This window comes from Paenibacillus sp. SSG-1 (assembly GCF_002224835.1).
GTDB lineage: Bacteria > Bacillota > Bacilli > Paenibacillales > Paenibacillaceae > Paenibacillus_AQ > Paenibacillus_AQ favisporus.
Genome location: NZ_MBRK01000001.1, coordinates 5,336,159 through 5,349,168 on the forward strand (window position 1 = coordinate 5,336,159; position 13,010 = coordinate 5,349,168).

Consider the following 13,010-nt stretch of genomic DNA (forward strand, 5'->3'; position numbering starts at 1 on the left):
TATCAAATATTCCCTGCTACAAGTTTACGCTTCTCATATCCGGATATCGGGTTCCGAAGGCCGCTCCTTTGGGAGCAGTTTCGTCAATTCGCACCAAATCCTCTTTAGTCAGTTCGACAGAGATAGCACCGATATTTTCCTCCAGGTACTTCCTGCGTTTGGTTCCCGGAATGGGTACGATGTCGTCTCCTTGTGCCAACAGCCAAGATAAAGCTAATTGGGACGGCATGACACCTTTCTCGGCGGCTATTTCTTTTACTCGTCTTACGAGTTCCAAATTTTTAATGAAATTATCACCTTGAAACCGGGGTGAGAACCGTCGATAATCATCATCCGCCAAGTCTTCAAACTTTTGGATTTGACCTGTAAGAAATCCGCGTCCGAGCGGGCTGTATGGCACAAAACCAATACCGAGTTCGCGACAAACCGGCAAAATCTCATCCTCCACATCGCGGCTCCAGAGTGAATACTCCGTCTGCAGCGCCGTGATCGGGTGTACGGCGTGCGCTCGCCGAATAGTCGCAGCGGCGGCTTCTGATAACCCGATATAGCGGACTTTGCCCTCACTCACCAGTTCGGCCATAGCGCCGACCGTCTCTTCGATCGGCGTATTTGGGTCTACCCTGTGCTGATAGTACAGGTCGATATAGTCAATGCCAAGGCGCCGAAGGCTGGCGTCACAAGCTGCTTTTACATATTCCGGACTGCCGTTAATCCCCAGAAATTTACCATCTTCACTTCGCACATTGCCGAATTTCGTTGCCAGAATGACTTCGCTGCGCCGCCCTTTCACCGCTCTGCCGATTAGCTCTTCGTTTTTCCCGACGCCATACATATCAGCCGTGTCCAGAAAAGTAACTCCCACTTCTATAGCTCTATGTATGGTCCGAATGGCCTCTTCTTCATCACGACCGCTGTAAAAGTCGGACATGCCCATACAACCGAGTCCGAGCGCTGATACCTTTAAGCCGCTGTTACCTAACGTTCTTTGCTTCATTATTCATTCACACCTTTCCATCCAAGAATTGGAATATATTCATCTTACATCTTAAAGTACACTCTAAGGCAAGCATTATTTATCTTCCCCTCACTTGATCTCAACCTTATCGACGGGCCATGGCGACGTCCTAGGCGAATAACAGCAGAAAGACTATAATGATGAAAGAATAAGTTTGTAAGGAGTTCGGTAAGATGCCTAAGAAAATTGCCCCTGCTTTTCAATTTATCGGGAATCATCCAGCACTGGATTTTATCAATACGAAAATTGCGGTGGGCGGACAACCCGTAGAATTACTGTGTAGCTGGGAAGACGTGCTTGAATGGTTATCCCTAATGAATTTCTACACGAAAGAACAACTCAATGCTGTGATACAGAAATGGGAGTACGGGAAAGGAGAATCGCTGGTTGAGGAAGCAATAGCGCTTAGAAAAAGTATGCTCACGATGGTCCAGAATAGAACGCGGAATATCGAAGTCTCGGAAGAGGACATGTCATGTATCAACAAGGTACTTCAAGAGCAGGTCATCACCACCAAACTGATCAGAACCGATCACCGATTTGCTGCCGAGAAGCAGGTTGCCCTTCGGAAACCGAGCGATTTACTCATTCCCGTAGCAGAGGCTGCCGTCGATCTATTCTGTCATTATGATATTCGTCTGATCAAGAAGTGCGAGAACCCGGCATGCGTACTTTATTTTTATGACAATAGCAGGAACAGCACCCGCCGATGGTGCAGCCAGAAAACGTGCGGCAACCGCATGAAAGTCACGGCCTATTTGGAGCGGCATAAAAATAAAGATACCAAGGAGTCCTAGATTCATAATTGTCTAGGACTCTTTTTTTTTGCAGTCATTTATTAATACCCATATTTAATGTTTACAGGTTAAATAAATCAATATATAATACCCATATGAAGTTTATACTGGTTAAAAAAGGAGGTGTAATACGTGATTGGTGTGTATCATGCCGGGGAATTGGCCGTTCAAAAGCTGGCGGGTGAAGAATTTCTCGCGGAACAGAACAGTAAAAGCATAAGGTCTGTTATTTTTAAGGGTGCCATGGCATTTATCCAGACACAATCCATGATCATTGCTTCCACTGTTGGTGAGAACGGGAAGGTATGGATTTCCTTTTTAACCGGTACACCAGGGTTCATCAGCGCTGCATCGGAGACTATGGTAACCATCATGGCCTGTCCTCCTGCAAGCGATCCCCTCATCAAAAATTTGCTTTCTAACCCGGAGATCGGATTGCTTGCGATCGATTTCAACCGAAGAATCCGAATGAGAATAAATGGAAAGGGAGAAATCGATGAGAGCGGACGATTGACGGTCACAACGGAGCAGGTATACGGTAATTGCCCCAAATACATACAGAAGCGGTCGCTCCAACCGAGTGGGGGGTTCCGCCGGACGCAAAGACATGTACAACACAGCAACAAGATAAGTTCCGAGCAACAGGAATGGATTCGCCTAGCGGATACTTTTTTTATTGGCAGCGCAAGTTTGGAAGGGAAAATGGACGCCTCTCATCGTGGAGGTCATCCTGGGTTCGTAGAATTGTTGGATGAGAGTACCCTTCTTTTTCCGGATTATTTCGGGAATTCCATGTTTAATACGCTTGGCAATCTTTACAGCAATCCGAACACCGGTATGTTGTTTATTGACTTTCAAGCGGGACATTCGCTTCAACTGACCGGGCGCTCCTATATCATTTGGGATAAGTGCCAGATTTCTCTTCATCCGGGGGCAGAGCGGCTGGTTCGGTTTGAGATCGATGAAGTTCTGTATATTGAAAATGACACGCCGATTATCTGGGACTTTCACGAGTTTTCCCCTGCAAATCCATCTCTTGTACGCAATTAATAAAAATGAAATTGGAGGTATTCAAAATGTCAGTTTCCAATAAATTTGTCATCATCATTCAAGCGAATCAACAGGATCTCGGTAAGGCAGTTCATGGTTTGTTGTACGGGCAGGAGCTGCACGAAGAGGGCTTTGAGGTTGCAGTTCTCTTTGACGGAGCCGGAACGGAGTGGCCAAACGAACTCAGCAAGGCGGATCATCCATTTAACGGTTTGTATAAGCAGGTGTTGAAATCGGGGATCGTGAAGGGCGGCTGCCAAGCCTGTTCGGGATTCTTCGACGTGGAGGACGAAATCCAGGAAGCTGGGATCTCTTTGGTCGGAAACGAATTGACCGGGGGACATATTCCGTTCGCACAATATATAAAGGATGGCTTTTTCCCAATCGTTCTGTAAATGAGCGGGATAAGGATCACGCGTAAAATTTATAGTATTCTGCCTGTTAGTTTAAGAAAAAGGCAGCCGGCTTTTGTGGCGGCTGCCTTCAAATGTCTTCATGGAGCTATCGTTCCCCGATAGCTTATTACTTCAAGTCTTCCATCACCCTTAACTCAATCTCAGCACCTGATTCAACAAGAAGATAGATATGCTCGTTGCGCCTAGGGTCTGTACAATAATTCTCAAACGATTGGGAAGATGGAAACCAGATGATATGAATCTCAATGAGACGATCAGGGCTTTGGAGTCTTCTTTCCATTTTCGCGCCGTGCTCATTAAGTAAAGGTAGTACATGACTTTCATATTCATTAAATTTCTCTACGCCTTCTTCCGGAATCTTTGCCGTCATTACGTAAAGCTGAGCAATGGACTTTTCATTCACCGGAGCACCTCCAACCTGAAGCATTTGATCCAGCTTCGCAAACTGGATCCCTTATACCAAACCATTTCGCATATTCATTATACAGCAATTGGAAGTATCCTTCCCGTTAGCACAACGCGGCTGCCGATCATACGGCAGCCCGCGTATTTGTGTATTTATTGAGCTATCGTTCCCCGATAGCTTTATGTCTACAAATTGCCTCTGGCGACTAGGCTCGTCCAGAAGCTTGGAGCATTTTTAATTCGATCCGTAAAACGAGCGTTTATGGCTGCAGATCACCTGAGACAATATCCAATTGCAAATGGTCCACGGAGACCGTGGACCATTGCTTATTTTCTGTAGCTTCTGTAATAAAAGTAACTATCATTTTCCATATAAAATTGGTTATCCCCTATAGGCGTTCGTTTTTCAAGCAATTTAAATCCACATTTTTCAGCCAATTTGTTCGAGGGAACATTGGCACAATTAATTGTCAGGATTAAATACTTAACATCAGATACCTCAAAGCACCATTCTGCCAAGGCACTTATCGCTTCTCTGGTATATCCGTTCCTTTGGTGCTTTTCTGACATGAAATATCCCAGTTCGATTTCATTTAGCTTCTCTTTAAGCCCCACTCCTATGCTACCAATCATCTCATCGGTGTTTGGCAAGGCAATCGCGTAGGAACGGCCAATGGAAATATCCGTATTATCCGATTGCTTTTGATACTGATCAATCAATCCATAATAATCCTTCGGATGTGCGCGTCCGTCAGCCCAATCTGGCATATAGCGGTATACAGCCGATTCCCTGGCAATTGAATAAAATCTTTTAGCATCTTTTTTTTCCAATGTTCTTATAACAACATTTTGAGTTTCTATGCGCATGGCAGATACTCCTCCTAATACAAATTTTGTTCGCTGCTCATTTGTTTACCTATTAACATACACAAAATTGACAGGGGGGCACTTTACATTCACTAACGGTTTTCGTCTTCAAGTCCCCTCGCCAATTCTTGTTTCAATTCTGCTGGACTCATGTAAAGTAAAGAAAAGAGCTTTTCATCGTTTAAAAAGTCATCCGCAGTATAGTCAGGCTTGTGCTTCAAACAGTTTATCACACACTTTTTTGGAAAGTACGTTTATAACTAAACTATACTGTCCGTTAGCTTAACGAAAAATGAAACAGTTGCCAACGGCAAGTTAGTTTCGATGAGTTAGCTGTAATGCGCTCTTTTTCCGATACAAACCGTGAAGCTCGGTTGTTCTGCCTTACTGTGGCTTTGTCACTCCGTTCGGAAGTTCGGAAGCCGGCGGCCAGACGATCGCTCCGCTGCGGTTCACGTACCCTCTGATTTCTTCGCGCGAATTCGGAACGAGCAAACTGATCACCGCCAATTCGCCTTTAAAATCGTCAGCCCAATAAAATTTCGACTGAATCACAAAACGGCCGGATGTATTGATATAGCCGTACCTCTGCCCCTGGCTGGCCGGAGCCAGGCCGCCCTTGAACAAACCTCCGGCTCTAATGCCCTGGATGACTTTGGTGCCCTTCTTGTTGATATAAAAGGTGGCTCCATTACGCTCGACAAAAGCCAGTCCTTCTGAGAACGGCTGCGCCATGCTGAACTGCGGTGTTAGCAGGTAATTGCCGTTTTTGTCGATGTACCCGTATTTTCCGTTCACGTAAACTACTGCCGCCCCGTTTGAAAACGGCATGGCGTGATCATACCGGGGTGTAATGCGGAGCTTGCCGGTGGTGTCGATATAGCCGTATTTGCCGCCGTACGCAAGCATTACGGCCGCCATACCTTCGGAAAAATCGGACGTCGAGCTATACCGGTATGGAATGACCAGCTCGCCCTCCGTGTTGATGTACCCCGCTGCTTTGCCCACATTGACCCGAGCCAGACCTTCAGAGAAATTATACGCATTGGCGTAGATGGGCTGTATGATCACCTTGCCATGGCTGTCTATATATCCGTACCGTGTCGCCGTACCTCCGTCAGCGTTCTTAACCTGCGTCGCATACAGCGCACGGTCATTAAAAAGAACGCTGGCACCTCTCAGCTTGTATTCGAACAGCTCACTGCCCGCCGAACTGAAGTAATATTGCTTTTTAGCCGCATGGTCCTCGACATACACCTTCCCTCCGGATACTCCTGAATATCCGTATCCGTCGTACAACGGCTCGATAATCTCCTTGCCTTTGCCGTTGATGAAACCGTATTTTCCGTTAACTTCAATCGGATACAGTTGATCGCCTGTCTGCGCCTGCATAACGGTCGCACTAGCAGCTTGAGATTGCCCCGCCACGGTTGTACTGAATACCATCGTCGTAAATATAAGAGTAACAGCCATCTTTTTAAGCAACTGTTGTCCACGCTCCCTCAGAGACTATTTTCCATTCTTTAGTATTGACGACGCTTGTACCAGTTTTGTTGTGAGTGACTGGGAATAAATCACAAAAGCATTCGCTTAATCCCACATGTCTCCCGCCCACATATTGCTGATCAGAAAATGCTGTTTCTTTCCGGAGGCTTACGGACACAGGAGCTGCTATTTGGTGAAATATGATAATTCCCTACTTATCGGACCCAGTTCTCTTAGCTGTAATTAATCATAGGCCCGATCAGGTCAAACCCTATGCTGCATTAGGACTTCGATTCATTGATAGCGGTCTCGATGTAAGATTTCAAAGTCTTGATGAACGTGCGCATGGCGTATCCGACATATCTGTCGTTGCGGTAAATCAGACAAAAGTCCTGAGATGGCGTAGGATACCTCAGGTCCAAGACTTTGATGTCTGAATGGCGAAGATTGTCCAGCAGCATTTTCGGCAGAATGCAGGAGCCAACTCCGCTCTGGACCATCTGGAGGAGGGATGATAACGTTGTCGTCACCATATGCGGCTGCAAAGTAAATCCCTGGTCCATGCAAAAGCGGTCAATCAGCATGCGGTATTGATGATCGGGCGGAAACATGACCATCTTCAAGGTCTGCAGTTTGTTTAAGGGGATGAAGCTTTCCGTGGCAAGAGGATCATTCTTGCTTACCGCCAATGAGAACTCCTCATGATACAGGGGAATAGACGTGATACGTGTATCGATAACAGGGCCAACGGTTACGCCGAAATCGATGCTTCGATCCAGAACTTGTTCTGTTATTTTCATGGTTTCCAAAAGGGACAGTGAGATGGTGGGATAGGTCTGATGGAAGTTCAGTATAAAGGCTTTAAACATGAATTCCGCGTCACCGGGCAAAACGCCGATGGATAACGATCCGCCTTGCATATGCTTCAAATCAACAATAGCGTCGGTCGCTTGTTGTAGATGCCCGAACATGGCAGCAGCATGTTTTTGAAGAATCGTTCCGGCTTCAGTTAGTACTATTTTTTTCCCCACGCGATCGAATAATAGCACCCCTAACTCTTCTTCCAATCTCCTGATCTGCTGGCTGATGTTGGGTGGGCTGACTCCCATCTTTTCGGCTGCTCTCGTGAAGTGAAGCTCCTCACAAATCGCCATAAATACTGTAGTTGTTTTAACTCCATGACTAACACCCGCTCTCACATTGCATGGCTGAATGAATATTCAATGATTATTGTCTTGCCATCTTATTTGTCTGTCAATGAACAATCGTTAACTCATACTTAACGTTTCGGTAATGCCCACTACATTGATGGTAGATTCCATGAGACCTAAACTAGAAACGTATCAAGCGTCTCACTATAAAGGAGGGGATCGACGTGTCTGAAATGATTATCAACACGGCAAAAACCGGACGTCAATTGGTGCTGCAGCAGGTAAAAGCAATCCCTGAGGAATTGTTCGATATTCAAGCGACAGGTTTCAACAATACAATCCGTTGGAATCTCGGCCATATGATTTTTTGGATGGATAAATATTCTCCTTTGATTTTTGGCTCCCCATCGGCCATACCGGATTCGTATGAAGTGCTGTTTAACACAGGAACAAAACCCTTGGACTGGACGTTTAATCCTCCATCGAAGGAAGAGTTGATCGAAATGTTAACGGCGCAGCTGTCCCGCATATCTGATCTGGTGCCTGAAATGCTGGGCGAGAAGCTTTCTAATCCGTTTTCCCTGGGACCGTTCAAATTCAGCACCCCAGGCGAGCTGTTAAACTTCACTCTAATTCACGAAGCTTTTCACCTTGGAACGATATCGAGCCAGTTAAAGGTCCTGTCGCGCTAACCAAGGAATTTTCCGTCATTGGTATCCCGACTTTTGGCCCCCCTATCTTTTGCTAACCTATAGGTTGTTGAACAAAAAATGTAAGGAGCACTTCACCGTAGCAAAATGCTCCTTACTGATTGAACTATCGTTTCTCTTTAGGTCAATCGTCAATTCCTTAAATAACTATGTCATTTCGCATAACTGAACAAATTTTAAAGAATAAAGGATCCTCTGACTGCCTCTACAGCCGGAGAATCCCTATTAAAGTAACGTGCCCTTTAGGCCGCTGGGCCAACCGCACAACTAAACTGGAACGTAGGTCAACCTGATCACGTTCTCGCCAATTCGATCGCTTGCCACGAGGCGCAGCGGCGGACGCGGACCGGCGAAGAACGGCTTGCCGTGACCCAGCACGACTGGATGGAGATAGAGTCGATACTCATCAACGAGACCGAGCTCCGTTAGACTGTGGGCCAACTCCGGCCCGGCAACTTCAATCTCCCCTTCATGCTGAGCCTTCAGCCCACGTATGGCCGCTGCGAGGTCGCCCTCGATCAGAGAAGCGTTCGGGCCGACGGTTTTTAATGTCCTCGACACCACCCACTTCGGTTTGCTTTGCCACGCCGCTGCGTATTCCCGTTCCGGCGCATCCCATTCAAGATGGTCTCCGTCCCAATACCGCATGGTCTCGTACATGTGGCGCCCGTACAAGCAGCCCGCCAGACCGAGCACGTCGTCGATGAAATGACGGAATAGCACGGGGTCGGGCTGAAATGCCGGGTGGTCGTGGTCGACGAATCCGTCCAGAGACTGGTTCAATGCGAAAACGATCTTTGCCATGCGACTGACTCTCCTCCCTGGTTTTCTCGCACATTCATCATCAAGATTACACGTTCCATATGCAGTCTCCTTTATGTCTGCATTTTATCATCCAACAGCATGTCCGGATTCTCATGGATTGCTGATGTGTACAGGTCCTGGCCTGACCAAATACAAATTTAATTTAATGAAGGATCAGGGTGAAAACAGTTTCCAATGCCCTTCGGAGACCACTTCGACTGCTCCGTCAATCACTTTGATGGCGGTCTGGTCATCCATCGCGTATGCTGGCCCTTGCATCCCGGCGGCCCATCTCTCAGCAGCAGCCATGGTGTTTCCCGGCAGCATCTCGTGATCCAAGTGCGGAAACATTGCAAAATCAACCAGTCCCAGCGTTTCATCACCACCGTTGGGTGGAGTCCAGCCAACGAAGTCTTCCCCAATATTAGGGGCCATCACCATGCTCCCTGCACTCATTCCCACATAGACTGCGTGCAGCGACGGCAGGAGGTCTGCCAGCCCGGATTGCCGCATCCAGTGACACAGGTAGAGGGCGTCGCCGCCCGCCACCAGCAGTACGTCCGTCTCCCGGACCAGCGGCACCCAGCGGTCTTCGGCGATGCTTGGCAGCGCTGTGAGCTCCAGCACGCCGACGGACTTCCAGTTCAGTTCGACCATGGAATTCTCGGAATTCCCGCTGATGAACTGCCAGGCTTTGACACCGGGGCCGACCCAGGGGTGTCCGTACATCGCGGTGGGGATGCACAGGGCGCTAGACTCGGCAATGGGCTTGCCCAACATGTCAACCAGCGCGTCCTGTATGCTGTTATTATTGATGCCTGCAGATGTGAGCAGAAATTTCATAACCCCACTCCTTTTTGTAGGATCTCACGCCATGGTGCCAAAAGACGGTTTTCCCGCAAGCGCGTAGCGCAATAGAACCGTACCTTTGGAGAACGCTCTGGATTCAAGTAATTCCAGATTCGTCGGTATCGTTCCATCGCCGAAGAATCGTTTTCCCTCTCCGAGTATTACTGGAAACTGCCAGATGTTCATTCGGTCAATCAACTCGTGACGCAACAATGTCTGGACCAGGTCGCTGCTGCCGACGACATGCACCTCCTCGTAACGCTCCTTCAACAAAGGCACACTTGTGGTCACGTCCGCGTCGAGCAGTTTTGTATTATTCCAATCGACGCTGGTCAATGTCCGGGATGCGACATATTTCGGTTTCTCGTTCATCAGCTTAGTGAACGGGTTGGTGTCTGGAGCTTGCGGCCAGTACGATGCAAAGATTTCATACGTTTTACGTCCGATCAACATAGCGTCGAGGCTCGCATAATCATCCGCGATCCGTTGTCCTGTCACCGGATCCCGAAACGGTTCCTGCCATCCGCCGTAGCCGAAACCGCCTTCACGATCTTCATTGGGCGACCCGGGAGATTGAACTACGCCGTCCAAGGTCATGAACATGTGCACAACTAGATTTCCCATTTCGCTTTTCATTCCTTTCAGATTTAAATTTGTTCACAGGTGGGTTGTCTCTTAAACTAAGTTTAGGACATTTCAGTTCGGATTGTTTCTTACAGATTGCTAATCTAATCTGCCGTTAGCATAATAAATAAAAGAAGCAGCTGCCGCCGGCAAACTGCTTCTTCATTTAGTTATTACATTAACGTTTACGTTAGTGAAATTCTCGCTCGTTTAGGTGACTTCAAAATAATCAACGATCTAACTCCACTTCGTCGTCTACGAAATATTTCCCTTTCACACCGTTGATGACTTTATGCAGTTCAGCTCTGACCCTGATAACTTCCTGCTCATCCTGCCACCAGTTGTTAGCCTGCCCTATAACTCGATCATCAGGGCACCACACATATTGATACCATGGTGGCATAAATGTTTTTAACATCAGAAGGCATCTGCGCATGTGCCCAGGCGAACTAACTAACAATAACCGATTAATGTTTTCTAAGCCGATTGCTCGATCAAGAACGGTGAGTGAACAAAGTATATTTTCTTTCGTATGATTAGACTGTGTCTCTATTAAAATTGATTCATTAGGCACACCCAGTCTTCTTGCCTCGTCCTGCAGGACAATTGCCTCTGGCGGATGTATTTGTCCAAATTTATCCCCGCCAGTAAACAAAATATAAGGGGCTCGACCATTCTTAAACAATTCAACCGCCTTTACCGCTCTTGATAAATACGACCCACCAAAAACAAATATGCAATCTCCATTCGCAGCTCCGTCATCGGTGTACTTACCATCACCAAACACTACTTTGGTGGTTTGATCTATAGTTAATTCTGCCGGGTTCATCTTGGAAATAAGCATGGAACTACCCCCCAATGTAAGCTGTGCCATTTCACATTTCATTGCTCCTTTTGAAATGGCTATGATCATTTTAGCAGCAAAATACCTGCTGCCTTTGAAATGTTTTCATTGAGTTATCGTTGCCCGTTAGCTTAATGATATTAATCTCAGTTATTCTTTGCGTTAAGGAAATCATCAATTAATTCAATTAGATGGGGATTCTTTGTATGTCGACGATAAAAAAGAATTGATTTGGACCATATGGTCCTGTTTCCCTTTTGGATCGCTGTACGTTCTCTATCTTTCTCAAGACAAGTTATTTGTTCTGAAGACATAATATGTACTTCCATTCCGTCAACAAAGAAGTTGAATTGCCAAAACCCGCCTTTATTTATTGGACTAGGATTATATTTTTGAAATAACCTGTGGGCAATCTCAAAGTAATCCCACTGAATCATAATATCTAGATCATCCATTTCAAAATCTTCAATACCATGTACAAAAAGTGAAGTTGAAGCATCGAAGCTATACGGAACGTTTCCTTCATCAAGGTCTTTAACGACTCTAAAAACTAATTCCCACCACTTATTTGACAATGCATGATCCATTTTAACTCTCCTATTCGTTAAAGAAGGCCTCCTCAGTTACCTGTATTCTCGAACTTTGTTGCGTAATCCTGCCCGTTAGCTGAGAAGACGGCAGTCATTTCACGGCTGCCGTCTCTTCTTTCTTATAGAGCTATCGTTCTCCGTTAGCGAGTCATCCAAGGTTCATTCCCATAGATGAGGTATGCTCGATCATATAACGAAAATCTTCCTCCGTATCGGTCCAAAAAATAACCGGTACTTGTTTTATGTTCATTTGTCGAAACGCTTCATTGCGGTGACGCCCATCAGCGATTTCATATTTGCCAGCGGAATAAAAGACGATTAGCGGCGGAAAGTCCCAATCACCATAGGCGATTTTCATTTTATCCACGACATGGAAAAACCATGCTATATCATTCTCCTTAGTCAGATACGATGGAGCTCCCTCTTCAATTCCAAACTCCGATATATCCGTTACGACAGGACCGATATAGTATCTCTTCTTCTCCAATAACCCGTCTGCCAATGCAACATTGTCTCCGTCATTTCTAAGAAATAACTGAATCCACTCATCAATGGCACCACGTTGGGCATATTCAATTGCACATTTTGTACTGCCGTATAGCATTAGGTTCACACTCTCCTTGATTGGGCTAGTACAACCTATTGTATACCACTTCCAAATGGGACAAAATGGTACTTAACAGATATAACTAAACTGTCCGTTACTTACTTCAAGCATATTGGAGAACCCACTCTTTTATCCGAGAAGCAACTTCGGCTACATCAGTATCCGTTGTATCAATAGTAGGCATAGGCGGGTCATAGACCTCATCAGCGATTTCAAGCATTCGTTTAGCAAAGTTTTTGTGGTTTTGGATCTCTTCCTCTGACCAATTCCTTTCACGTAGACGTTTCTCGCGAGTTTCTTCATCACAATGCAGGTTCAGGTAATACACATGCTTAAAAAAAGGATAGTCCGCACATTTTTCAATATCCCACGGCATCATGGTTCCGCATATGATAGTCATGCGTCCACTTTGAGCGATACTTCGTGCAACCCGAAGCCAAATATTTCGAATTTTCTCCCAATCATGCCCAAGAAATTCAACAAGATCATCAGGGTCAAAAATACCAAAGTGATGCATCATTCTCCGTAGCTCCTTAATGACATATGTTTTCCCTGACCCACTTGCACCTGTTACGATAAACAAAGGAATTTTATGATCCATTAGTTGTCCCCCACCCATGCTTATTTTCTCAATTATAGCAACAATCCTGAATAAGGCTGCGGTACTTCCCACATGCTAACTTTGCTGCAAAAAAACCGGAAAGCCCCAATAAGGCCTTCCGGTTCATTATTCGCTATATCATTCGCCTAATCCTCGGCGCCAGTAATCTTCCCGCCCCTCTACCACACGCCC

Annotated in this window: 15 protein-coding genes and 1 pseudogene; 4 read left to right on the forward strand and 12 right to left on the reverse strand. The window is 46.1% G+C overall.

Translation table 11 applies throughout. The annotated features are described in order from the left end of the window. Nucleotides 1–16: 16 nt before the first annotated feature. The gene (locus tag BCV73_RS24505; RefSeq protein WP_089548900.1) at nt 17–997 is read right to left on the reverse strand and encodes an aldo/keto reductase; all 981 of its coding nucleotides are present in this window, start codon (nt 995–997) and stop codon (nt 17–19) included. A gap of 194 nt (nt 998–1,191) precedes the next feature. On the opposite strand from BCV73_RS24505, the gene BCV73_RS24510 reads away from it, so the two are divergent. From BCV73_RS24510 to BCV73_RS24520, 3 genes are all read left to right on the forward strand, one after another. Next, on the forward strand, nt 1,192–1,815 hold the full coding sequence (locus BCV73_RS24510) for a CGNR zinc finger domain-containing protein (protein WP_089548901.1): 624 nt from the start codon (nt 1,192–1,194) through the stop codon (nt 1,813–1,815). A gap of 132 nt (nt 1,816–1,947) precedes the next feature. Next, nucleotides 1,948–2,865, forward strand: coding sequence for a pyridoxamine 5'-phosphate oxidase family protein (locus tag BCV73_RS24515; protein ID WP_256992977.1), 918 nt, complete (start codon nt 1,948–1,950; stop codon nt 2,863–2,865). Nucleotides 2,866–2,891: 26 nt separating this feature from the next. Beyond that, nucleotides 2,892–3,260, forward strand: a complete 369-nt coding sequence (locus tag BCV73_RS24520) for a hypothetical protein (RefSeq protein ID WP_076176581.1) — start codon at nt 2,892–2,894, stop codon at nt 3,258–3,260. 127 nt (nt 3,261–3,387) lie between these two features. Here the strand turns inward: BCV73_RS24520 and BCV73_RS24525 are convergent, their stop codons facing one another. From BCV73_RS24525 to BCV73_RS24540, 4 genes and pseudogenes are all read right to left on the reverse strand, one after another. Then, the gene (locus BCV73_RS24525; RefSeq protein WP_218828186.1) at nt 3,388–3,684 is read right to left on the reverse strand and encodes a hypothetical protein; all 297 of its coding nucleotides are present in this window, start codon (nt 3,682–3,684) and stop codon (nt 3,388–3,390) included. A 329-nt stretch (nt 3,685–4,013) separates the two neighbouring features. Further along, on the reverse strand, nt 4,014–4,553 hold the full coding sequence (locus tag BCV73_RS24530; RefSeq protein WP_076176579.1) for a GNAT family N-acetyltransferase: 540 nt from the start codon (nt 4,551–4,553) through the stop codon (nt 4,014–4,016). A gap of 384 nt (nt 4,554–4,937) precedes the next feature. Further along, the gene (locus BCV73_RS24535; RefSeq protein ID WP_218828187.1) at nt 4,938–5,999 is read right to left on the reverse strand and encodes a WG repeat-containing protein; all 1,062 of its coding nucleotides are present in this window, start codon (nt 5,997–5,999) and stop codon (nt 4,938–4,940) included. A 320-nt stretch (nt 6,000–6,319) separates the two neighbouring features. Beyond that, nucleotides 6,320–7,218: pseudogene (locus BCV73_RS24540) on the reverse strand (LysR family transcriptional regulator). A gap of 195 nt (nt 7,219–7,413) precedes the next feature. Between BCV73_RS24540 and BCV73_RS24545 the strand changes: the two are divergent. Continuing rightward, the gene (locus BCV73_RS24545) at nt 7,414–7,881 is read left to right on the forward strand and encodes a DinB family protein (protein ID WP_089548904.1); all 468 of its coding nucleotides are present in this window, start codon (nt 7,414–7,416) and stop codon (nt 7,879–7,881) included. Nucleotides 7,882–8,166: 285 nt separating this feature from the next. Here BCV73_RS24545 and BCV73_RS24550 read toward each other — a convergent pair whose 3' ends face one another. The 7 genes from BCV73_RS24550 to BCV73_RS24580 all read right to left on the reverse strand — a co-directional run bounded on the left by BCV73_RS24550 (nt 8,167) and on the right by BCV73_RS24580 (nt 12,818). Beyond that, the gene (locus BCV73_RS24550; RefSeq protein WP_089548905.1) at nt 8,167–8,703 is read right to left on the reverse strand and encodes a dihydrofolate reductase family protein; all 537 of its coding nucleotides are present in this window, start codon (nt 8,701–8,703) and stop codon (nt 8,167–8,169) included. Nucleotides 8,704–8,877: 174 nt separating this feature from the next. Beyond that, nucleotides 8,878–9,546, reverse strand: coding sequence for a Type 1 glutamine amidotransferase-like domain-containing protein (locus tag BCV73_RS24555; protein ID WP_089548906.1), 669 nt, complete (start codon nt 9,544–9,546; stop codon nt 8,878–8,880). A gap of 24 nt (nt 9,547–9,570) precedes the next feature. After that, nucleotides 9,571–10,155: a dihydrofolate reductase family protein gene (locus tag BCV73_RS24560; RefSeq protein ID WP_218828188.1), complete on the reverse strand. Its 585-nt coding sequence runs from the start codon at nt 10,153–10,155 to the stop codon at nt 9,571–9,573. A gap of 250 nt (nt 10,156–10,405) precedes the next feature. Further along, nucleotides 10,406–11,020 (reverse strand): YdcF family protein, encoded by a 615-nt coding sequence (locus tag BCV73_RS24565; protein ID WP_089548908.1) that lies wholly within the window; start codon nt 11,018–11,020, stop codon nt 10,406–10,408. A 146-nt stretch (nt 11,021–11,166) separates the two neighbouring features. Continuing rightward, the gene (locus BCV73_RS24570) at nt 11,167–11,607 is read right to left on the reverse strand and encodes a C2 domain-containing protein (protein WP_089548909.1); all 441 of its coding nucleotides are present in this window, start codon (nt 11,605–11,607) and stop codon (nt 11,167–11,169) included. Nucleotides 11,608–11,758: 151 nt separating this feature from the next. Further along, entirely contained in the window at nt 11,759–12,214 is a 456-nt protein-coding gene (locus BCV73_RS24575) for a ParB N-terminal domain-containing protein (protein ID WP_089548910.1), read from the reverse strand. Nucleotides 12,215–12,320: 106 nt separating this feature from the next. Further along, nucleotides 12,321–12,818 (reverse strand): AAA family ATPase, encoded by a 498-nt coding sequence (locus BCV73_RS24580; RefSeq protein WP_089548911.1) that lies wholly within the window; start codon nt 12,816–12,818, stop codon nt 12,321–12,323. Between the last annotated feature and the right edge of the window lie 192 nt (nt 12,819–13,010).